At 45.6% G+C, this 22,079-nt stretch carries 25 protein-coding genes and 1 riboswitch; of the genes, 4 read left to right on the top strand and 21 right to left on the bottom strand.

Features of this window, described 5'->3' with window-relative positions:
* Positions 1–97: 97 nt before the first annotated feature.
* Positions 98–340, bottom strand: coding sequence for a YqkE family protein (locus QNH28_RS06320; protein WP_143759304.1), 243 nt, complete (start codon positions 338–340; stop codon positions 98–100).
* Between the two features lie 109 nt (positions 341–449).
* On the opposite strand from QNH28_RS06320, the gene QNH28_RS06315 reads away from it, so the two are divergent.
* Positions 450–794, top strand: coding sequence for a winged helix-turn-helix transcriptional regulator (locus tag QNH28_RS06315; protein ID WP_042185654.1), 345 nt, complete (start codon positions 450–452; stop codon positions 792–794).
* 18 nt (positions 795–812) lie between these two features.
* Here the strand turns inward: QNH28_RS06315 and QNH28_RS06310 are convergent, their stop codons facing one another.
* A complete protein-coding gene (locus tag QNH28_RS06310; protein WP_076284114.1) occupies positions 813–1,316 on the bottom strand; it encodes a GNAT family N-acetyltransferase in 504 nt (167 codons plus the stop codon).
* Complete coding sequence (locus QNH28_RS06305) at positions 1,300–2,184, bottom strand: SDR family oxidoreductase (RefSeq protein ID WP_283910637.1); 885 nt, start codon at positions 2,182–2,184, stop codon at positions 1,300–1,302. The genes QNH28_RS06310 and QNH28_RS06305 overlap by 17 nt, the downstream gene beginning before the upstream one ends.
* Before the next feature lie 225 nt (positions 2,185–2,409).
* Here QNH28_RS06305 and QNH28_RS06300 point away from each other — a divergent pair, with 225 nt between their 5' ends.
* Positions 2,410–3,504: a M24 family metallopeptidase gene (locus tag QNH28_RS06300; RefSeq protein ID WP_094869904.1), complete on the top strand. Its 1,095-nt coding sequence runs from the start codon at positions 2,410–2,412 to the stop codon at positions 3,502–3,504.
* 163 nt (positions 3,505–3,667) lie between these two features.
* Here the strand turns inward: QNH28_RS06300 and QNH28_RS06295 are convergent, their stop codons facing one another.
* Both QNH28_RS06295 and QNH28_RS29625 read right to left on the bottom strand, forming a co-directional pair.
* On the bottom strand, positions 3,668–3,889 hold the full coding sequence (locus QNH28_RS06295) for a hypothetical protein (RefSeq protein ID WP_283910636.1): 222 nt from the start codon (positions 3,887–3,889) through the stop codon (positions 3,668–3,670).
* A gap of 153 nt (positions 3,890–4,042) precedes the next feature.
* Positions 4,043–4,390 (bottom strand): DUF6713 family protein, encoded by a 348-nt coding sequence (locus QNH28_RS29625; protein ID WP_349655057.1) that lies wholly within the window; start codon positions 4,388–4,390, stop codon positions 4,043–4,045.
* Between the two features lie 326 nt (positions 4,391–4,716).
* On the opposite strand from QNH28_RS29625, the gene QNH28_RS06290 reads away from it, so the two are divergent.
* Positions 4,717–5,496 (top strand): alpha/beta fold hydrolase, encoded by a 780-nt coding sequence (locus QNH28_RS06290; RefSeq protein ID WP_283910635.1) that lies wholly within the window; start codon positions 4,717–4,719, stop codon positions 5,494–5,496.
* 160 nt (positions 5,497–5,656) lie between these two features.
* Here the strand turns inward: QNH28_RS06290 and QNH28_RS06285 are convergent, their stop codons facing one another.
* The 10 genes from QNH28_RS06285 to QNH28_RS06240 form a co-directional block, all read right to left on the bottom strand.
* The gene (locus QNH28_RS06285) at positions 5,657–6,622 is read right to left on the bottom strand and encodes an NAD(P)H-dependent flavin oxidoreductase (RefSeq protein ID WP_283912066.1); all 966 of its coding nucleotides are present in this window, start codon (positions 6,620–6,622) and stop codon (positions 5,657–5,659) included.
* Positions 6,623–6,628: 6 nt separating this feature from the next.
* A complete protein-coding gene (locus tag QNH28_RS06280) occupies positions 6,629–7,432 on the bottom strand; it encodes an energy-coupling factor transporter transmembrane component T family protein (protein WP_283910634.1) in 804 nt (267 codons plus the stop codon).
* A complete protein-coding gene (locus tag QNH28_RS06275; RefSeq protein ID WP_283910633.1) occupies positions 7,425–8,282 on the bottom strand; it encodes an ATP-binding cassette domain-containing protein in 858 nt (285 codons plus the stop codon). The genes QNH28_RS06280 and QNH28_RS06275 overlap by 8 nt, the downstream gene beginning before the upstream one ends.
* Entirely contained in the window at positions 8,267–9,067 is an 801-nt protein-coding gene (locus QNH28_RS06270; protein ID WP_283910632.1) for an energy-coupling factor transporter ATPase, read from the bottom strand. Before QNH28_RS06270 ends, QNH28_RS06275 begins: the two co-directional genes overlap by 16 nt.
* Positions 9,068–9,889 (bottom strand): SDR family NAD(P)-dependent oxidoreductase, encoded by an 822-nt coding sequence (locus QNH28_RS06265; protein ID WP_283910631.1) that lies wholly within the window; start codon positions 9,887–9,889, stop codon positions 9,068–9,070.
* Between the two features lie 2 nt (positions 9,890–9,891).
* The gene (locus tag QNH28_RS06260; RefSeq protein WP_283910630.1) at positions 9,892–10,233 is read right to left on the bottom strand and encodes a MaoC family dehydratase; all 342 of its coding nucleotides are present in this window, start codon (positions 10,231–10,233) and stop codon (positions 9,892–9,894) included.
* Entirely contained in the window at positions 10,208–10,609 is a 402-nt protein-coding gene (locus tag QNH28_RS06255; protein WP_283910629.1) for an FAS1-like dehydratase domain-containing protein, read from the bottom strand. Before QNH28_RS06255 ends, QNH28_RS06260 begins: the two co-directional genes overlap by 26 nt.
* On the bottom strand, positions 10,606–11,757 hold the full coding sequence (locus QNH28_RS06250) for a thiolase family protein (RefSeq protein ID WP_283910628.1): 1,152 nt from the start codon (positions 11,755–11,757) through the stop codon (positions 10,606–10,608). The genes QNH28_RS06255 and QNH28_RS06250 overlap by 4 nt, the downstream gene beginning before the upstream one ends.
* A complete protein-coding gene (locus QNH28_RS06245) occupies positions 11,754–13,235 on the bottom strand; it encodes an AMP-binding protein (protein ID WP_283910627.1) in 1,482 nt (493 codons plus the stop codon). Before QNH28_RS06245 ends, QNH28_RS06250 begins: the two co-directional genes overlap by 4 nt.
* A gap of 191 nt (positions 13,236–13,426) precedes the next feature.
* Positions 13,427–14,140, bottom strand: coding sequence for a queuosine precursor transporter (locus QNH28_RS06240; protein ID WP_283910626.1), 714 nt, complete (start codon positions 14,138–14,140; stop codon positions 13,427–13,429).
* A 10-nt stretch (positions 14,141–14,150) separates the two neighbouring features.
* Positions 14,151–14,196: riboswitch (PreQ1 riboswitch) on the bottom strand.
* Positions 14,197–14,538: 342 nt separating this feature from the next.
* Here QNH28_RS06240 and QNH28_RS06235 point away from each other — a divergent pair.
* A complete protein-coding gene (locus QNH28_RS06235; RefSeq protein ID WP_283910625.1) occupies positions 14,539–16,227 on the top strand; it encodes a methyl-accepting chemotaxis protein in 1,689 nt (562 codons plus the stop codon).
* A 701-nt stretch (positions 16,228–16,928) separates the two neighbouring features.
* On the opposite strand, the gene QNH28_RS06230 is transcribed toward QNH28_RS06235, so the two are convergent.
* The 6 genes from QNH28_RS06230 to QNH28_RS06205 all read right to left on the bottom strand — a co-directional run bounded on the left by QNH28_RS06230 (position 16,929) and on the right by QNH28_RS06205 (position 22,066).
* Positions 16,929–17,255, bottom strand: coding sequence for a YnfA family protein (locus tag QNH28_RS06230; protein WP_042185628.1), 327 nt, complete (start codon positions 17,253–17,255; stop codon positions 16,929–16,931).
* 211 nt (positions 17,256–17,466) lie between these two features.
* On the bottom strand, positions 17,467–18,282 hold the full coding sequence (cobS, locus tag QNH28_RS06225) for an adenosylcobinamide-GDP ribazoletransferase (protein ID WP_283910624.1): 816 nt from the start codon (positions 18,280–18,282) through the stop codon (positions 17,467–17,469).
* Positions 18,279–18,827 (bottom strand): bifunctional adenosylcobinamide kinase/adenosylcobinamide-phosphate guanylyltransferase, encoded by a 549-nt coding sequence (gene cobU, locus QNH28_RS06220; protein WP_283910623.1) that lies wholly within the window; start codon positions 18,825–18,827, stop codon positions 18,279–18,281. The genes cobS and cobU overlap by 4 nt, the downstream gene beginning before the upstream one ends.
* The gene (gene cobT, locus QNH28_RS06215; RefSeq protein WP_283910622.1) at positions 18,824–19,885 is read right to left on the bottom strand and encodes a nicotinate-nucleotide--dimethylbenzimidazole phosphoribosyltransferase; all 1,062 of its coding nucleotides are present in this window, start codon (positions 19,883–19,885) and stop codon (positions 18,824–18,826) included. Before cobT ends, cobU begins: the two co-directional genes overlap by 4 nt.
* Before the next feature lie 92 nt (positions 19,886–19,977).
* Positions 19,978–21,141: an aminotransferase class I/II-fold pyridoxal phosphate-dependent enzyme gene (locus QNH28_RS06210; RefSeq protein ID WP_283910621.1), complete on the bottom strand. Its 1,164-nt coding sequence runs from the start codon at positions 21,139–21,141 to the stop codon at positions 19,978–19,980.
* A complete protein-coding gene (locus QNH28_RS06205) occupies positions 21,134–22,066 on the bottom strand; it encodes a D-alanine--D-alanine ligase (RefSeq protein WP_283912065.1) in 933 nt (310 codons plus the stop codon). Before QNH28_RS06205 ends, QNH28_RS06210 begins: the two co-directional genes overlap by 8 nt.
* Between the last annotated feature and the right edge of the window lie 13 nt (positions 22,067–22,079).

Below are 22,079 nucleotides of genomic sequence, written 5' to 3'. Positions count from 1 at the left end.
ATTTAAAACAATTGAATTTTATAAATAACATTAAAAAAAGAGACACCCTTGTGGGTATCTCTTTATCTCATAATCTTTTTTCCGCTAGCTATATCAGTTATTTATATTTATGCCAATCCTGATTACTGTTCTCCAGCAGATGTGCAAAATCATTCTCAAGTCGCTTTTGCTCAGCTTTTCGCTGATCTTCTACTGCCTTACGGGCAGCTTCCTTGCGGTCATTCTCTTCCGCTTTTAACGCATCAGATTGCGCCTTCAGCTTTCCAAGAACATCACTGCTCAACAGGTCTTTTAGCGTAGCTGGTCCATCGGTCGCAGCAGGACGCGGAGTGGTAGGCATTTTCTTTTTTTTAGCCACTGTCAATCATCCCTTCTAGTTATGAATTAAATTGGAATTTGTTTAAATTATTGGTCTTTTCGTTTATAATGTTCACTAAGAGGTGAGCCATATGAAGTCCACTGATTTATGTCCCCAGCTACAAAAAAGTATGGATATTATCGGCAGGCGTTGGACAGGTTTAATTATCTACCAGCTCCTCCAAGGACCGCAACGTTTCAATGTGATTGAAGCAGCCTTGCCCATCAGCGGAAGATTGCTCTCCGAACGACTTAAAGAGCTGGAACTGGAAGGGATTGTCCTTCGAGAAGTTTTCCCTGAGACACCTGTGCGAATCCAATATTCCTTAACGGATAAAGGACTTGCCCTGGAGACAGTTATCCGGGATTTGCAGCGTTGGTCAAAAATATGGATTGATTGTGACACAAATAGTGTAAGCTCAACACTCAAAATGTAAGCGTTTCAATTGTGGCAATTAGATTTTAAGTCCAACAATCACTAAATCACGTTCTATACCATCCAATTCAGCTACACCGGGTAGTAATCCCCACTGCTTAAAGCCGAATTTTTCTAGCAAACCAAGGCTTGGATCATTATGTCCGAACACAAAACCAACTAGATTCTTAATGCCGAGACTAGGTGCTTTCTCAATGGCCTCTTTCAAAAGAATTCTACCGGCTCCACCACCACGGAACTTTTCACTCACGTATACACTAATTTCTGCTGTTGCATTATACGCTGGACGACCATAGAAGGATTGAAAGCTGAACCATGCCGCAATCTCATCTCCCTGCCTAAGTACCCATAAAGGACGATGGTGGCTGTTATGCTCATTGAACCATTTTTCTCTGTCAGCAACAGTAATAGGTTCCAGATCCGCAGTTACCATCCGTCCAGCAATCGTTGAGTTATAAATCTCCACAATAGCTGTTAAGTCTGTAGGTTTTGCATCTTCAATCCTGCTATTCTCCCAATTCATCCCTTGATTCCTCCAAATGTGTTAATTCACTCAGGCCGACCTGCTCCTGGCTCCATTGCCACAGCCGCTGCGCCTCTTGTTTATTCTGTGCTCTGGGAGTCAGCTCCTGATTCTTTCGTCGATAATAATATTGACCGGTTACCTCTTGCAAATCAGATTCTGTAGCCAAATAGATCGCTGTATCGGCTCCTTGTTCAGGAGTTAAAAAGAAGTATGACAGCAGTTTAAGGATCGACTTGCCAAAGCCTGTCTCCCGGTTAACACCTATATTTGTGCCCACTGCGCCTGGATGCACGCAATTCACCGTAACTCTTGTCCCTTGCAGGCGTGCTGCCAACTCTTTCGTGAACAGTATATTGGCTAACTTGGATCGAGCATAGGCTTTTGCAGGATTGAAACGGCGTGCGAGGGTTGGATCTTCATAGTGAAGTGCACCTATTTTGTAAGCACCGGAAGCAACCACAACGATACGGCCTTGCTCTGCTGCTTTTAAAGGCTCCAGTAACAGATTTGTTAGCAAAAAATGACCCAAATGGTTCACGCCAAGATCCATCTCAAAGCCGTCCTTCGTAAGCTGACGCTTAATCGTGACTACCCCAGCGTTATTGATGAGTATATCTAGAATCGGATATTTCCGGGTGAATTCCTCCGCAAAACTGCGAATGCTCTCCAGCGAGGCCAGATCACACAACATCAGCTCGATATCCTCGGAGTGGCTCTTTTGCTTGGCGGCAGCCAGTGCTTCCTCTCCACGCTGGCGATTACGGCATACCATAATTACTTTGGCTCCCTTGCGAGCCAGTTCAACTGTCGTCGCTAGCCCCATACCGGAATTTGCTCCAGTTACAAGTGCAATTTTACCTCTCATCCCAAGAATCACTCCTCTCTCAACAACCGTACCCCAATAAGCTTCCGCCTAACCTTACGAGAAGTATATTTAAGATTATGTTACACCAACTAGTAGGCTCAAGAAAAGCTACTTCTTATGATTAGCCAACGATAGATGTAGTTCGTCTCGTGCGTCTAGTCTATTTTTGATCTATAATAGGAATATTGCAGTTCTAATCGTGATGTTGAAAGGGGAACACCAACTATGAATAATGCTCTGACAAGCCTAGAGCAGCAAATGGCGGGCGAAGGCCTTGATGCCCTGCTCGTAACAGATCCCAAACATGTCTACTACTTGACCGGATTCGCCAGCGATCCGCATGAACGTTTTCTCGGTTTGCTGTTGATACGTGGAGAAGAGCCAATGCTCATTCTACCCGCACTAGATGCAGAAGCGGCTCAAGCAGCTTCATCGGTCACCAAAATCATAACCCATAGTGACACTGATAATCCCTATAACCTGCTTAAAGATTGTTTCGGCAGCAGTAAGCTAGGTACTCTTGGTATAGAGAAGGAACATTTCTCAGTCGCACGTTTTGAGCATCTAACCGCAGCCGTTCCAGCAGAACGATTTAGTGATATTGGTCCATTGCTGCGCAGCATGCGCTCCAAAAAGACCCCAGATGAAGTTAAGCGCATGAAACATGCCGCTGAACTAGTTGAGGAAGCCCTGCGCCGCGTTCTTACCCATGTAAAAACAGGCGTTACAGAAAACGATCTAGTAGCGGAACTGGAATATCTAATGAAAAAGGTTGGCGCTTCCGGCCCTTCCTTCGACACTATGGTGCTTTCTGGTCCGAAAACTGCCCTGCCTCACGGTGTTCCAGGCAACCGGGTCATTCAGCCAGGTGACTTCCTGATGTTTGATATTGGGGTGTATGCTGATGGTTATGCTTCTGATATTACACGTACCTTTGCTATTGAATCCGTGGATGACAAGCTAATCACGATCTATAACACCGTGCTGGCTGCCAACGAAGCTGGGATCGCTGCTTCCAATCCTGGAGCTCCCTTCGGTTCTGTCGACAAAGCTGCGCGTGATGTGATTGAGGAAGCCGGGTTCGGGGAGTATTTCTTGCACCGTGTAGGACATGGACTGGGTATGGATGTTCATGAATATCCGTCACTTCATGGTCAGAACGATGACATTATCGAGATTGGCAATGTATTCACCGTTGAGCCAGGGATTTATGTGCCTGGACTAGCGGGTGTGCGTATCGAAGATGATCTAATTATTACAGCTGAAGGTGCAGAAACCTTAACAAGCTTCCCTAAGGAACTGACTATTCTTCATTTGTAGAAAAGAAGAAAATATAGACGTAGTTCATGTGTGCCCAATACTGATACCAAGAGTATCCGAAAAATATTAGAATCAAAGATAGCCCATCCCTAATAATTGGAAAAGAATCACTTTCAACTTACTGTGATGGGCTTTCTCTTTTCCCGCACCATACTCGACTTGTTCAGACCCTTTCAAATCTATAATCCCTTTCAACCTTACAAACTCTTGTTTTATAAGCGAGATCCCAATTAGATACAGTAATACCTACACCTTCTCTAGCACTTTCTACTCCGAAAAATCCAGGTTGGACGGATGCGAGTTTCAACATTTCATCTGCCATTTCCGCATATTGGTTATCTCCATCAGTTCGTTCAGATGTAACAATCACTGCATATATCAACATTAGCGCATGTATTCCTGATATATAGGTTGCTAAACTAAACTGCCCGAAAATTGAACAAAGGCAGCCGATCCATTGAACGGCTGCCTTTATGTCGTTATTGAACTATCGTTTTCCGTTAGCGTAATATGCAATTATTTTAACCGACACCTATTGCTAAAAATAAATTAACCCAACAAGATGTAACAAACCCAATAAGCCCATTGGATATATAATTAATCTTGAGTATAAGTTCTTAAAATTATTATTTGGATGCTTCTCAAAGAAAAAATGAGCGATCGAGTGAAAAATTAAAAATAGATCTATTATTACGAAAGATAAAAGATGTTGACTTATAAATGAAAACAGTAAAAAAGTATATAGCGGTAGATGCAAAATTGTAAATACTTTGAATGCACGTTTATCTTCCATATCTTTTAGGATTATAAACATTCTCCATTCTTTGGCTCTTATTGCATCCATTTCGTGCAAAAGTAGGAGAGCAAAATTAATTGAAAAAATCATTAGTAAAATTGATGACAAAGTTACACCTCACTTATTGAATATACTCAGAGTTAATCACATCATAAAATAATTACGTTTCGAAACATGGAGGGTTCCATTAATCTGCCCGTTAGTTGAACAAATAAAAAAACGGCTGCCGAAGCAACCGCTATTCCACTAACGTACCCCGTGAGCTCAATGATCTGAAGAAATTGTTTCACTCAAGCTATTCCTCAGAAATCTCTACGTACTATCTAAACCCAATTTGACGCCGAAATTAGGCATTAACCTTGCCTAAGGCGAATATCTTAACGGGGAAAAACATTAAAAAAAATGAGGCGATACACTTGGGATACTTCGTTACTGTGGAACCGGGCGTAAAAGTATTTATAGAGGACATCAATCCGAAGGGAAATAAAACGATACTTTTTATTCATGGATGGCCGCTAAACCATAACCAGTTCGAATATCAGTTCAATTTCCTTCCTAAGCTCGGATATCGTTGTATCGGAATGGACTGGAGAGGATACGGCAAATCGGATAAACCATTCGATGGTTACGGTTTCGATAGATTAGCAGATGATCTTCGTATGGTCATCGAAGCGTTACAGCTAAAAAACATAACACTGGCAGGACACTCTACCGGAGGAGCGATCTCAATTCGTTATATGGCTCGTTATAAAGGGTACGGGGTATCTAAACTCGTCCTGATCGACGCTGCGTCTCCATCAAGCGTTCCAAAAGAATTTACGAATAAAATCATCGAAGACACAAACAATGACCGTCCGAAAATGCTGCAAAACCAAACGGAGAGCTTTTTCTTTCAGTACATTTCTGAAGCGAAATCCGAATGGTTCTTTCTAATGGGTTTACAAGCTGCGAATTGGTCGACTTCCGCCATTATGGTCACGCTAAGAGACGAGAATGTTTACAACGATCTTGGACAGATCGATGTGCCCACATTAATTATTCATGGAATTCATGATAAAGTCGTTCCGTTTACCCAAGCTCAGGAAACAAATAAGCTGATTAAAAATTCGCAATTAGTTCCATTCCAATACAGCAGCCATTGCCCTTTTTTGGAGGAGCGTGATAGATTCAACCAACTATTATCTTCTTTTGCATAACGCCTCGAATTAGCCGCACCATCGCTCTCTATAAATATAGTCCGATAATGCCCGATGATTGAGCAAATCTGCCCGTTTGCTTAATAAGCATCGGCAATCTAATACCTTATCTTTCAGTTCATTAATTCATCTTTTGGATACAACCGCTCTGCTGGCATCCTCACGCCTGCATTCCCCACGTCCCGCGAATCGACGCTGCCTCTTTGACCATTCTGCCGATTAGCTCCGAGACTGTAGGAATATCATGGATCATCCCTGTCACTTGGCCTGCCCAGCCGATGCCCTCTTCTTTGATATCATCATAAATCCAGCGCTTATTGGCTGCACCGCTAATATATTCTTTTAAGGCTTCATAAGTCGGAGTCACACGCTCAATTTCGAGAATCTTATCTATGTATTCACTACGCAACACCCGCGCGGGCGCTCCGATAGAGCGTTTGATTACGACTGTATCTGACTCAGAGCTTTCTACTAGGGCTTTTTTATAAGAAGCAGCCGCATGAACACATTCAACCGTAGCAACGAAACGTGTGCCCATTTCAATTCCCTCAGCCCCCAAGGCATGAGCAGCCATCCATCCGCGGCCATCCCCAATCCCACCTGAAGCAATCACAGGAATATCAACCGCATCAACTACTTGAGGAACGAGCACCATAGTCCCTACATCATCACGTCCCAAGTGGCCTCCTCCCTCCTGCCCAACAACAATAACCGCAGAAGCGCCTAATTGTTCAGCTTTTTGGGCTTGTCTGCGTGAAGAGACGAGCACGAGCGTTTTAATATCAGTGTGCTGTAGCATTTCCAGTATAGGGGCTGGATTCCCACCGGTGAGACTCACCACGGGAACCTGCTCATCGATGGCAACCTGCACCCGATCTTCATAACCGATGCCATGCACACCGATGGCAAAATTAACGCCAAAAGGCTTGTCCGTCAAAGTACGTACCCGTTCTATTTCTGAACGTAAAGCCTCTGCACTCGGAAGACTCATCGCTGTGACCTGACCCAATCCACCAGCATTCGAAACGGCAGCGGCGAGGTCTGCGTAACCTAAATAAGCAAGTCCACCTTGAATAATAGGATACTCTATGTGCAATAACTCCGTAATACGTGTGTTCCATTTCATCTTCATCTACACCTTTCCTATCTTTAACCACAGCAGAATCACAGCAAATAAAAGAGCAATTCCCCCTGCCAGATAATCGATTTGCTGAAATCGCAATACCTTATAAGAAGTTCTCCCTTTACCATTTCCATAAGCACGCGCATCAATCGCATAGCTCAGCTGTTCAGCACGTTGAATCGTCGTGAAGAGCAAAGGAATAATGATAGGGATATAAGCAAATATCCGTTTAGGCAGTGATAATGCTGCAAGATCATAACCTCTAGCCTTTTGTGCGAGAAGAATACGATCCAGCTCCTCCTTGATGGTAGGAATAAAACGGATCGCAATCACTATCATTAAGGAGAATTGTTCTACGGGTACCCCCAATTTGGATAGAGGAGCAAGCAGCTTTTCAAGACCATACGCTAAGTCTAGCGGTTTAGTAGTTAACGTTAATACTGAGGCTAATAAGATGAGCAATATTATACGCCAAACGAAACGTAATCCTGTTCGCAGTCCCTCTTCAGTTACCTCAATAAATGACCAAGACCAGAGGACCGTTCCTTTGGTGAACAGGGCATTGTACAAGAAGGTAAACAGCAAAATAAATAATAGCGGCCGTAGCCCTCGCCAGAAGAAATGAATAGGAACCTTCGAGAGCAGCAAAATTCCGAATACAAAAACAGTTGCAACTGCATAGCTAAGCCATGTTCCAAGCATCAGAAAGCTAAGCATGAGAATCACGATACTAACAAGCTTTAAACGAGGATCTAAACGATGGAAAATCGAATGCGTCTCCACATATTGACCCACAATTACGGAATCAGCCATATTGACGCCCCCTCGAATGCCAAATCGGCAGAACAGCATCGAAAATATCCTGCTCTTTACAGCTAGCAACCTCTATTTTTTGGCCGGATAGTCCCTCTACTAGCTTCAAAAGCTGTACGGGTTCAGGCATGGACAAGCCGAGTTCCACCAATAATTCTTCCTTTTCCAGAAATAATGTTCTGGGGTCATAATGCCCTTTTAGCTGACCTTTATGAAAAACCATAACCTCATCCGAATACTCGGCAACATCCTCCATCTGATGTGAAACGAAGAGGATCGTGTGATTATTTTGTTGTTGCCATGACTTCAGCAGCTTCAACAGAGATACTTGGCTAGCTGGATCAAGTCCCGCTGTCGGTTCATCCAAAATTAGCAGCATCGGATTCGTCATCAGCACGGAGGCAAGCGCCACACGGCGCTTTTCTCCACCGCTTAATTGGAATGGATTTAACGGGAGAATGCCCTCTGACAGACCCACTTGCGGTAAAATCCTTTCAATCGCCTCCGTGATTTGCTGGCGTGAAGCACCCTGCAGATTCAGAGCAAAAGAAAGCTCCTTTTGCACCGTAGTTTCGAATAGCTGATGCTCCGGATATTGAAAAACAAAGCCCAGCTCCGGGACGACCTTTAATTGTCCTTTGGCATCTCTCGGAGCAGGCTGCTGATCAATCCAATAGTCTCCTTTTACGGTGGGAATCAAACCCTTCAGCACTTTGACAAAGGTAGACTTTCCTGCACCCGTGGGACCGATGATCGAAATCCATTTGCCCGCAGTAATGGTGCAGTTTATATTGTGCAAAGCCACATGATCAGCATAGTTTACACTTAAATTATCTAATTTGTAGACCATTGTGATCGAATTATCCCCTTCCAATCGGCTGTTGGCGGCGCTGCTGAATGGAGCAATGCATGTACACGCACGGCAAAAGGCAGTTGTAATTGATAGTCCGCAACAGGCATCGTTTCAAAAAAAGCCAGTGGAGCACCATCAAACTCAAGTCGCCCTTGGTGCAGGAGTAATAATCGTTCTGCTGCAAGCACTTCCTCCATATGGTGAGTGATCTGAATAATGGTCAGACCTTGACGATGCAGCTCTTGCATAATGGCAAGCACCTGCTGCCTTCCCTGAGGATCAAGCATAGAGGTGGCCTCGTCAAAAATAATGACTTGCGGGCGCATCGCCAATATAGCCGCAATAGCGACACGTTGCTTTTGACCTCCAGAGAGCTGATGTGGCATGGCATCCAGATAATCCTCCATATGAACGGCCTGCAAGGCATCCTCCAACCGGCTGCGCATTTCCTCCCTTGGCACACGGATGTTCTCCAAACCAAAAAGCACCTCATCCATAACGGTTGTGGTGATAAATTGATCCTCTGGGTTCTGAAAAATAAAGCCGATTTGCTGATGAATTGCTGCAAGGTCAGCTGGATTTGTGGTATCTAGACCCTTAAATTGTACCGATCCTTTTCTCGGCAGCAGCAATCCGTCCATGAGCTTTGCAATGGTGGATTTGCCAGAGCCATTAGCGCCAACAATCGCCACAAACTCCCCCGCTTCTATCGTAAAGCTGATATCCTCTAAGACAGGCTGACCCTTTTTATAATAAAAATGAACTTGATCGAAGGTAAGCATTTATTCACTCCCCTTTTGACGGTGCCAAGTAGCGAAAAATGCCTCAATGCTGTTCTCCGAAAATGCAGGCGCAGGCTTCTCCCATTTTGTCACTTTTGATCCATTCACAGCAAAGATTTCACCGGTTAAATCCGCGTCAGACTCACTCAATAATGCAGTCACAAAGGAAGCAATATCCTCCGGGCCACCTATTCGCCAAAAGTCTGGGAACGGATCATTACGGCTGGCATGTTTCGCTTTCAAATGATCAATGACAGGTCTGGTCATATCTGTTAAAGCGGCTGGCGAAATCGCATTGACTCTAATTTGATCACGTTTCAGCTCCGCTGCTAGTGTCCACGTCATTCCAAGTATTCCAGCTTTGGCTGCACTATAATTCACCTGACCCACAGAACCTGTTAGTCCAGCCGTAGAGGTCATCAACAGGATATCGCCACCTGTCTGGCGCATATATGGAAGTACGCGTTGAATGCTATAGTAGGTGCCATTTAGATGTACACCCAGCACAGCCTTCCACTCTTCATCCGTCATCCGTAGACATTTCTGATCCTGCAAATTCCCAGCGTTAGCTATCAATACCTCAATACGGCCATACCGTGTAATAACCTCATCCACCATTGCAGTGACCGCAACTGGATCTGCTACATTAGCAGAGTATCCTGATGCCTCACCACCCGCCTGACGAATCTCATGGACAACCTCATCGATTAAGACTTGTTTTGTACCATTTACAACCACTATATAACCGGACTTGCCGAGCTGCACGGCAATACTACGCCCGATCCCTCTGGTTGCTCCAGTAATTAAGGCTACTTTGTTCATCACTACACCTCTTTCACTGAAAAAGCTCCCGAAGCAATAACATCGCCAGCTTCTGTTGTAAGGGTCACTTTAACCAGGCAGTCATCCTCCGAAAAATCAAAAATCACGACATTATCGACCTCTAAAGGCTTATGAAATTTCATATCATATTGAGTGATCCACTGTGCCTGATGCTCCTCGATATATAAGGATTGGGCTAATCCCATTAGATACATCCCATGCGCAATGGGCCGCTTAAATCCAGCCTCAGTTGCAGCATCCTCATCTAGATGAATAGCGGCCAGATCTTGGGAAGCTGCTGCATATTGCCGGATAGCCTCAGCCGTTATGCATTTTCTCATCATGATCATCACCTACCCGAATTAACACCGTTTCTGCAGTGACTATAAGCTCGCCTTCACATTTACAAACCAGCGTATGTGTGTAAAAGGTCAGCTTGCCCTGCCGGCCATCTTTTTGCATCTTGCTCATTAATGCTAATTCACAATCTAACGTCATCCCTGCCGTAATCGGAGCTTGATATGAGAATTTCTGAGTACCGTGAAGCAAAGGCTCTCCCTTGCTAAGCCAAGGAATATCGAAGACCTGCCAAAAAATAATAGGCATCGTAGATGGAGCAATCAGATTGCCATTAGTCGTCTGCACGGGTGCCTCAATACTCTGTGCGTAATCCGATATCCACTCAGCAGTCATAAGAATCTGATGTCGGACACTGTTCATTCCGTAACCTCCACAAGCGTTGCCAGCCCCAACCCGCCGCCAATGCCCAAAGTGGCAAGTCCCCTTTTATAAGGCGTATGCTGCATTTCAGCACATAAACGAGTCATTAAAATAGCTCCGGACGCCCCATATGGATGACCGATAGCTAATGCGCCTCCTCCAAGATTGACCTTTTCCTGTGGGATCTGAAGCTCATTCAGTGAGGCTAGAACTTGCGAAGCAAAGGCTTCATTAAACTCTACGATATCTAAATCGGCTATGGTCAGCTGTTGACGATGTAACACCTTTTGTACAGCTGGAACTGGGCCCATACCTAAATAATTCGGATCTACACCTGCTGCTTGCGTATCTACGACACGCAGGATAGGTTTTAGCTTGAGTTGCCGACATTTCTCACGGGACATCATTAATAGAAGCGCCCCCCCATCATTAATAGGACAGGCATTTCCAGCGGTGACAGTACCCTTTTCTTCGAAGATTGAAGGTAGCTTTCGCAGCTTGTCCAGGCTCGTATTAGCCCTCGGACATTCGTCGGTGTTCACCCACTCCCCCTCAACCAGAAAAGGTACAATCTCCTGCTGAAACCTACCACTTTGCTGAGCATGAACGGCCTTCTGATGGCTTTTAAAGGCATATTGATCCTGCTCTTCTCGCGAAATCCCATACTTCCGCGCTACATTTTCCGCAGCAATTCCCATATCCGGATCACCGTAAGCGCTAGGTGTAAAATGAGCACGGGTATATAGCTGCGGAACCCCCATCAAGGTTTGGGGCTTAGCCATTTTCCAAGGGGCACGACTCGTGCTCTCAACGCCGCCCGCTAAATAAATCTCACCTGCGCCACTTTGAATAAGCCGTGCTGCTATGTTAATGGCCTCTAGCCCAGAACCGCACTGCCGATCCACAGTAACGCCCGGAACCGAAACAGGCAGTCCCGCTTCAAGCGCAGCTACCCGGGCAATATTTCCACCCGGACCGACCACATTTCCAATAATCACATCATCGATCATATCGACGGGCAGGTTCGTCTCTGCCACAATATGCTGAATAAGCGGCGCCAGTAATGCTTCCGGCTCAAATGTACTTAATAAGCCGCCCATCCTGCCAATCGGTGTACGTTTTGCCATAACAATTACTGCTTCTATCATACCATCGCTCTTTTCACATATTCTTTCATCGCTTGCCGGGCAATTTTGCCACTGCTTGTATAGATAAACTCATCAACTGTCAGCAGCTGCTTCGGCGCTTTGTAGCTTGCTAAATACTGGCGACAATAATTCTTTATTTCGTCTATAGATAAATGCTTTTCACCATTCCATTTCACGAGGACTGCCAGATGTTCTCCCCAATAATCGTCAGGGACGCCAAGCACCATTACTTCTTGCATTTCCGGAAGATGCTCCAGTACTCGCTCTACTTCCTCTGGATAAACGTTCAGCCCACCGGAGATGATTCTATTTTTCAAGCGACCCGCCAGATATAAATAACCAGCTTCATCCTGATAAACATAATCCTCTAACACAAGCCATCCCTCTCGAAAAGCTGCTGCGGTCTCCTTCGGCAATTGATGGTAGCCTAGAAATATCATATCACTTCGCACATATAACTGCCCAATCTCCCCCGTAGGGACTTCACGGAACTCTTCATCACGAATGGAAATTTGCACTCCGGGATAGGGCTTGCCTACAGAGTTCGGATTATGCTCTTCCAGAACATCCAAATAACTAATATAACTCGCTTCTGAGGAACCATAGGATTCATAGAGACGCGTTCCAGCGAACACTTCTATGCCCTTTTTTTTGGACAACTCCGACCACTTTGCACCTGAGCTAATAATCGCATCAATCTGCGTCTGCCCAGGAAGAGCCTGCTGCATCATGGATTCAAGCATTGTCGGTACAACAAACAACACCACACCCGGAATCTGCTTGCACAGCTCTAACACCTGTGTGGCGCTAAATTTTTGCGTAATATGAAAGTTTGCTCCACCATACAGACTCTGCATTACAGCAAACAAGGACAGCGAATGCACAAACGGACCCGGTGCTAAAACATCCTTCATAGAGTCCAATTCAAAGGCAGCACTCGATACCTCAAAGCTCTTTAACCACGATAAATGGGTACGCATATATCCTTTGGGTAGCCCAGTTGTGCCTGAAGTAAACCCGATAAATAATAACTCGTTCGTCTCATCCAATTCAGCTTCTGGCTTCAGCGCATCCAGCCACTGATCATAGGAATCTGTTCGATCTTTTGAGAAAGTTAGTGTTGGGATCGCTTGATCCTTGAAGACCAAATTCTTTGCAGCTTCCGGCTCGGCAAAAATCATTGCCGGCTGGCACTGCTCTATAATAACCTGCAGTTCATTTGCACTCCACTTGGGATCTAAAGGAATGGGAACACAGCCCGCATAAATAGCCCCCAAGAAAACCTCGACAAACTCAATGCGATTCGTTGATAAAATGGCGATTTTGTCATGTTTCAGACCCTTTTGCTGTAGACCATTCGCGATTCTCCGCATCGCTTGTACTAAGGTTGAATAGGTATGACTGACATAGTCATGAGTTAAGGCAATGCTGTCGGGCTGCTGTGCTGCATGACGCAATATAGGAACTACTAGATTCATCCTTCATCACACCTGTTCTTAATTTCTGTGACTACCGATTATGTACACTCTCTTCGATCAGACTGATAGCTTATTTTAGCTTTATATTAATTTTATGTACACTTTTTTATGGAACGATTAGCCCTCTTACGACTGGAAAAATAAAACAGCGCGCATCGATTATGATCGGTACGCGCTGGCTGTATTGTTGTTTAATCCTTTTTATGAGCAGATGATGGTGTTCCATCTTCAGCAAAAGTAAAAGTTCGGGCGATATATAAGATAGGTGTGCTTAATGCGGTTAGTAAGAATTTCGCTAGATACGTTGTAAGCAAAATTTCAAACCACACACTCCAGTTATACAACCCAGCAAATGCAATGGTACAGAAGATTAGTGTATCCACAAAAGAACTAATCATCGTACTGCCGTTGGAACGAATCCACAACTGACTTGAAGTGCTGTAATATTTGCGAATCCAGGAGTACAACCGAACATCTAGGAACTGACTAATGAAGTAAGCAGTAAGACTCCCCAAAGCTAGCCGAGGCATCAGCCCAAAGATCGTCTCCAAAGAAGACTGAGCGATATCTGTCTCTTGCGGCTTAAAGACTAGTACCATCTGCATAATGACCGTCGTCATAAGCAGGGTGAAGAAACCAAACCAGACTGCTTTACGTGCTTCCGCTCTGCCATACTTCTCATTAAGCAAATCGCTGGTCATATACAAAGTGACATACATCGTATTTCCGAGTGTCATCACGATATCAAATGGCATAGCAATCGTCTTAGCTACCTGAATGTTAGCAATTACAGTAGCGATACCTACCCAGGCATACATTCCACTTTTGCCGAACAGGCGGTAACAGAGTAGAAAAAAAGCGAAATTAACAACAACAAATAAAACTCCCCACAACAAATTAAACATATTACTTTAACTCCTCCTAGTTTTGTTTACGCGGGATGGTTACGAACCGCGGATTACATTAAGTTTGGAACAAAACATTAATACTCTATCACACTGTCGCCAAACAATCTATAAAAATAAATCATTTATGGAATGGGTATTTATACCCATTTTTATTAACTAAAAATAAAAGTGTCGGTAATAATTCATCTTTTTCAGAAAAATATGCTCTATAAACTAAAACTTTCACTATTCATCCAGAGGTTAATTATATAGAATAGTATCAAACACTTCATTCCCGATCCATTTAGTTGATATATTACATAACTATGGAATATATTGCAGGTTGCCAGTCACTAGCAGTCGGTAGGGATATAAAGAAATGGGGCTTCGCTGCCCATAAAAAGGGGGAGAACAATATGTTTCGTTTCAAGCAGTCGATCAGTCGCAGATTTACGCGTTTATTATTTGTAGTTTTATTACTCACGTCGCTTTTGTTAAGTACCAGCTTCTACTTTATATCCACCAGTATTTTCAACAGCTATGTCATGCCACAAATCAATCAAATTCTAACTGCAGCTGCTCAGGACGTATATAAGAATATAAATACAATGCACGCTCAGCAAGCACTAAAGAAGAACGAACAAGCAGCCACCAATCTTGAATTCTATTTTCAGGATAAGAGAAAGCAGCATGGGGTTGAGACTATTTTTCTACTCAATCTAAAAGGCAAGGAAGCTGAAGTTCTGTCCGTAGATCATGATGCAAAATTAAAGCCGGAGGAAATCGTTAAGGTATCCTCTGCAATGCAGCAAGCACTTAAAGGAAAGAGTGGACTAAGCGATACATACAAGGACTCGCATGGTGTACATAAGTCAGCTTATATCGGTATTCCCGGAAGTACGATGGTTATCGGAATCAGCAGTGATGTAAGCTTTATTCAAGAAAAAACAGACAGTATTCTGTGGACCAGTGCCGGGATCACTCTGCTAACGCTGATCATAGGCTCAACTGGTGCCTGGTTTATGAGTATGCGGATTACTCGTCCTATCTCAAAGCTTGCAGCTTACAGTGCCCGTCTCGCAGAGGGAGATTTCACAGAGGAATTAACGGTTAAAGGCAGTGATGAGGTAGCTCAGCTATCCAGAAGCTTCCAAGCGATGACCCTGCGCCTAAAAGAAATGATCGGACATGTACTCGTCACCTCAAATACTGTGGTCACCGATTCCAATTCTTTAAGAGAACGTGTTGAGGTCCTAAATGAAATGGCAGACCACTCTAGTACATCTGTTGTAGAAATTGGCAAAGGTAGTACGACCATCGCAAGCAGCGCTCTGGATAATTCAAAAGCTATGGAAGAAATCAATTTCGGCATTCAGCATATTGCTTCAGCAGCCACCGAAGTCACTGAGCAGATCAGTGAAGCTTCCGCTGAAGCGAGTGGCGGTAATGAGATTGCTCAAAGCGCTGTTCTGCAAATGCGCCAGGTTGAACGTGCCTCCCTGCAGTCGCTGGAGCAATTACAAATTATGAATGAACGTTCAGTAATGATCGGAGAAGTCGTTCACAGTATTACTGAAATTACGAAGCAAATCCAAATGCTGTCGCTCAATGCTTCGATCGAAGCAGCACGTGCAGGAGAACATGGACGCGGCTTTGCCGTTGTTGCCGGAGAAGTACGCAAGCTTTCCGAACAATCCCGTAATGCGAATGAGCAGATCCGTGATTTCCTACTCGGACTTCAGGAAGATATGAATCGCTCCGTTACTGAGATGAACCATGTGAATTCTGAGGTAGCCTCCGGGGTAGGCAAGGTGGCAGAAGCGGGCGATGCCTTCAATCACCTTCTGATCCTGATTCAGAGCATCAATCAGAATATTCAATCTGTATCTGCGGCTACGCAGCAAATCTCAGCAAGTACGGAAGAAGTTAGTGCTTCCGTCGAGGAAACCGCACAAATCACTTCAAGGTCGCAAGAAAGTGCGGACACACTATCCGAGAACTCGGAGCGCCAACGTATAGAGCTTGAAGGACATGCAGTAACCGTGCAACATCTATATGAGCAGGCTAAAAAGCTTCAGGAAGCTGTGCAACAATTTAAGATCTAAAGCTTAAGCTTAAATAAAAACAGCCCGTTCACACGAAAGTGTTGAACGGGTTGTTTTGTTTAGGCACTGTATTGTGCCTATGTATGGTCGTTCCATTGACATAACTCTGGTGGAGTCTGCGCTTTGGTGATGGTTTGCGCGGTTCTTTCGCTTAGGGTTCTCGATTTGGGGCTCTTTTGTGCAGTTCTATTGCTTCGGGGCTCGCTTGCGCGATTCTCTTGCTTAGAGTTCCCGCTTCGGGGCTGGCTTCGGACTCAGATGCCGCTATTACCTGAAGAATTGCCATTTTGGAGCTTTTTCGGACCTGAGAGGCGCTATTGCCTAATAATCAGCCCAAATTAAGCCTATTTTATGCAAATAGCAACTCTGGAGTCCGAAACTGACCCAAAATGCCCTAAATATCACAAATAAGGTCTCCTGAGTCCGAAAACTGGTTCACGCTAGAGAAAGTTTGATAATTCAGACTATATCCATAGATAAACCACGGCGACCTTGAGATCTCAACCTTCGCGCTAGATAAACCGTGTTGATCTTGAGAATTCACCTATCAGCGCTAGATTAATTAACCTCGATGTCCTTAGTAACTCAGTATTCATACCAAGTAACCCAAAAGTCCGTAGCCTCACAGTCTTCAAACCCACCAACTAGTCCTTGCTCGCCTAAACGAGTTACCTTCCATACCTTTGTGCACCTTGATAACTCTAGTGTCTAGGCGCCCAAAGAATGACCGATACGCCGATCACACAAATAACAGCACCAACCCAGTCATATACATCGGGTGTTTTCTTGTCTACTAGCCAGCCCCATAACACAGCAAGCACGATAAACACCCCGCCGTAAGCTGCATACACTCTTCCGAAGGACGGAAACTTCTGCAACGTAGGAATAATGCCATAGCTAATCAGAATCAAAGAACCTACCAAACCGTACCAGAGAGGTCGTGATTCTCTTAGCCATAACCATACTAAGTATCCGCCTCCAATCTCAGCAAGGCCGGCAATTACAAATAGCAGAATGGCAGCAACCATGTCATCCCTCTTTCCTATTGAACTCAAACTCTAAAAAATCAAAATGCTTAGCAAAATATGATACAACGTCATCTCGCCAACGTCATGACGGTTAGCAAGTATGTGTTCAAGCAAGAATCTGGGCCACCAAACAGCTGGAACAACAGGCAGCAATAGAGGATGAAACCAGATTGAGCAGGCTAGCTACTAAAACGTCACCCACAGGAGCCACTCACATGAAATTGTGCTGGAGCAACACTAACACTAGTAGCAGCACAGCCTCTAGCAGCTCGTTCAGCGCGCCGTACACATCGCCGGTGAGCCCGCCGAGCCGGCTGCTAATCCGCCGCGCAGCCACGGTGCCGCTGGCCAAGGCCGCAGCCGGTAGCAGTAACGCTGCCGCCAGATGCAGCGGCCACGCGGCTAAGCCCGCGCCGAGCGCCAGAGGCGCAGCGGCTGCGGCTAGCGAGAGCAGCGCGGCTATCGCCAGCGCGCGCCGCTCATGCGAGGGAGCTAGGCCGGCGAAGCTCGCGGCCAGCCCCTCGTTCCCGCGGGCAATGGGATAACGCAACATTGCCCGCACCATATACCAGCGGCTCCAGATCGCTGGCAGCAAGAGCAGTGGCAGCTCGTAATAGGCATAGCCTTCGATTAATGCTGCCACTAAAGAGGCCTTTAACAGCAAGAGAAGCACGCAGGCGAGCACACCCATCGCGCCCACACGGCTGTCCTTCATAATCTCCAGTATTCGTTCCCTCGGTCGGTAGCTAAGCAGTCCATCCGCGCTGTCCATCCAGCCATCAAGATGCAGGCCGCCAGTAAGGCCTACCCATAAAATGAGGGTAATAACAGCTGCTGGCCAAGCTGGTAAAATCCAACCCGTCAAAGCTGCTCCAGCAGCTACGCACAATCCGATAGCTGCACCCACCACGGGATAGAACAGCACACTTCGGCGCAGCAGCTCTGGAGAAAATCCGGGATCACTCTTTACAGGAAACCGAGACAAAAACTGAAAGGCAGCTGCGGCAGCATCCCTGCGTTCCCTCATAGACGATACTCCCTGCTCTTAAGTTCAATTGAAATGCCTGCAGTCACTAGAAAAACCTGCTCGCATTGACGAGCAAGCAGTGCGTTCATGCGTCCTGCCAGATCACGGTACAATCGGCCAAGCGCATACTCCGGAACAATACCGTCCCCCACCTCATTAGTGACCAAAATGAGGTTTCCTTGAAATGTTCGCACACTGTCTTCAAGTCTTGTAATCTCGCTCTCAATCAACTCTTGCCTATCCGTAAATCCTTCCATGGCTAGCAGTACATTAGATAACCACAACGTTAGACAATCTACGAGAACCGCCTTTTCACCAGATAAACGCTTAAGAAGATCCGGCAAATCATAGGGCTCTTCAAGCGTCTCCCAGGCATATCCGCTCTCCAAACGCTGATGCTGATGCAGTGCAATCCGTTCATTCATTTCATCATCAAATGCTTGTCCGGTTGCAACATAGAAGGCCTGATCTGTCAGTGACGACATCAGTTTTTCTGCAAAACCACTTTTCCCGCTACGCGCGCCTCCCGTTACAAGAATACTCATTGTTTCCCAGCTCCAGAGATGCCTGCACTTTCAAAGGTGGCCATTTCGCTCAAAATGAGGCATATCGCCTCAATTAAATGAAGGGACAATACGCCTCCAGTTCCTTCGCCCAAACGAAGACCCAGGTTAAACAACGGCTCAAGCCCAAGCTGCTCCAGCATCAGCTTATGTCCTTGTTCTCCTGATAAATGGGAGCCTATCATATAGGCAATGGATTCTGGCGCAAGTGTCTTCGCCACAAGAGCTGCCGCACCCGAAATAAAACCATCCAGAATGACAGGTACCCTGGCAGCGGCTGCGCCAAGAATCAGACCGGTCAAACCGGCGATTTCCAGTCCCCCTACTTTAGACAATACATCCAGTGGATCTGCCGGATTCGGTTGATTCACCTTTAAAGCACGTTCCACAACTGCAATTTTATGTAGTAAACGTTCATCATCTATTCCCGTTCCTCGTCCGACTGCTACTTCAGGCGATATTCCTTTTAAAGCACACAGAATGGCTGCACTAGCCGTTGTATTGCCTATGCCCATTTCACCTGTAATAAAAATCTCCGTCCCGTTCTCAATCGCTTCTTGTGCGATTCTTATACCTACAAGCACAGCACTCATCGCTTCTTCACGATTCATCGCAGGTCCCACGGCTATATTATCCGTTCCTCGGCGCACTTTACGATCAATCAGATCCTCATGACTAAGATCGCCGTTAACACCGATATCAACGAACTTCACCTCAGCCCCAGCTTGACGTGCCAGTACATTCACAGCCGCTCCTCCGCTGAGAAAATTATAGGCCATCTGCATGGTGACTTCCTGTGGAAATGCGCTAACTCCCTCGCAGCATACACCGTGATCGGCAGCCATCACAACTACGGTTCGTTTGGTGAAACTAGGCTGCTCCGTACCCGAAATTCCAGCGAGCTTAACGGCCAGCGTCTCCAATTGTCCCAGGCTGCCCGGTGGTTTGGTTAGAATGTTCAAACGGTGCTCCGCCTTTAGGAAAGACTGTTCATCCGCTGGTGTGATTCGTTTAATTACTTCTTGAATAGATGAAATCATATTTTAACCTCCAATTAAATAAATCCGTATAACCTATTCTATCTTATCTACATAGAAAAGCCCCCATCTATGATAGATGGGGGCCACTTGAATTACAACTTCACTTTCATAAAACCTTCGATTCTCTCCAACGCTTCCGTCAATTTTTGTAGGGATGCTGCATAAGAGCAGCGAATAAAGCCCTCTCCACCCGCTCCAAATACATGCCCCGGAACCGCAGCTATACCAACCTCCTTAAGCAGCTGCAAAGCGAAGTCCTCTGATTTCAATCCGGTATTAGCGATGGATGGAAAGGCATAAAATGCACCCTCCGGTTCGTGGCAAGGCAATCCGATGGATCGAAATCCACTAACCAGCAGCTTTCTTCGCTCATCAAAGCATTGTTTCATGTGCTCCTTATGCTCCATACCGTTCCGCAGTGATTCTATAGCAGCAATTTGACCTAGTATCGGAGCACACATCGCAGTGTACTGATGGATTTTGAGCATCGCTGCAATTAATTCCTGATCACCACAAGCATAACCTACTCTCCAGCCAGTCATCGCAAAAGCTTTGGAGAAGCCGCTGATAACAATGGTTCGCTCCATCATACCTGGAAGAGAAGCAATGCTGACATGCTGACTATCATAAGTAAGCTCGGCATAAATTTCATCTGAAATGACAAGTAAGTTATTGTCTTTTACAATTTGTGCAATCGGAAGCCAATCCTCATAAGTCATTACTGCTCCTGTAGGATTAGTCGGAAAATTAACCATAAGAATCTTGGAACGCGGAGTAATCACCTGCCGCAACGCTTCAGCAGTAAGCTTAAAACCCTGCTCAGCTGAAGATTCAACTTCTACCGTAACCCCACCGTTCAAATGAGTAATCGGCGAATATGCAATATAGCTCGGAGAAGGGACGATAATCTCATCCCCGGGTGTAATAAAGGCCCGCAGAGCCAAATCCACGGCTTCACTGCTCCCCACTGTAACCATAATCTCGTTAGTTGGCTCATAGCGGAGATTGAAGCTTGTGTGCAGATAAGAGGCGATCTCTTCTCTAAGCTCCAACAAGCCGGAATTTGGTGTATACATCGTCTCCCCATTATTCAAAGCACGAATACAGGCAGCTCTTACATGCTCCGGTGTAACGAAATCAGGCTCGCCTACACCAAGCGATATAATATCCTGATTCCCTGTACTTAGGTCAAAAAAAGCCCGAATCCCCGAGGGAGCAATCTCCCGTACACGCGGAGTAATCCATTCATTATGCATGGCTGAGCACCTCTTCTTTCGGACTCTTTTCTGTTAGGGAAAGGGAAATGATCTCGTCCAGCAGTCCGCTGAAGGTGTAACCTGCCGCTTGCGCGCTTTTTGGTAAAAGACTCGCCTTCGTCATGCCCGGTAATGTGTTCACCTCCAGCATATATGGAATACCATCCTTAATGAGCATATCCACCCTTGCGTACACGCTGCATTTTAGTGCTTTGTAGCAAGTTAAGGCTGCATCACGTACTCGCTCATACACCTCAGCTGGTAGATCAATGACCCGTTCGTCTGCCCCGCCATCTTCGTATTTCGCACTGTAATCGAACCACTCCGCATGCGCCGAGGTGATTCCCAAAACGGGCAGCATCTCTCCATTTAGAATAGAGCAAGTAATTTCCTGGCCTTGAATGTAGCTCTCGATCAGAATCGACTGATCACAAGCAAAAGCCTTCTGTACTGCGCTCAACAGCTCCTCGCTACTGCTCACCTTTTCCATACCGATACTCGAACCGCCTGAACATGGCTTCACCATAACAGGATATCCAATCCGCTCTACGGCTTCTTGAGAATAATCCTTCATACTATCCCAGCACAGCCAATCCGCCGTATTGACGCCTGAGCAGCGCATAAGCTTTTTGGAAAGATCTTTATCCATACAAATGCTGCTAGACAAAACGCCACTACCCGTATAAGGAATCCCCATCGTCTCCAGCGTCCCCTGAACCGTACCGTCCTCTCCGTAAGCTCCGTGGAGCGCAAGCAGCGCGATATCGATTCCTTTTGCCTGCTCAATAAGCTCTTCACGCTTGGTGATCACTATTGGAGTAACCTCATATTTATTGGGATCTAGATTCTTTAAAATCTCTCTACCGCTATTCATGGATACCTCATACTCTGAGGACACCCCGCCCATAATTACGCCTACCTTCATCTTCATCTCAAGC

Origin of the sequence: Paenibacillus sp. G2S3 (genome assembly GCF_030123105.1) — a bacterium.
In the GTDB taxonomy this organism is placed as follows: Bacteria; Bacillota; Bacilli; order Paenibacillales; family Paenibacillaceae; genus Paenibacillus_AQ.
This window is presented reverse-complemented; position numbering and strand designations above follow the sequence as displayed.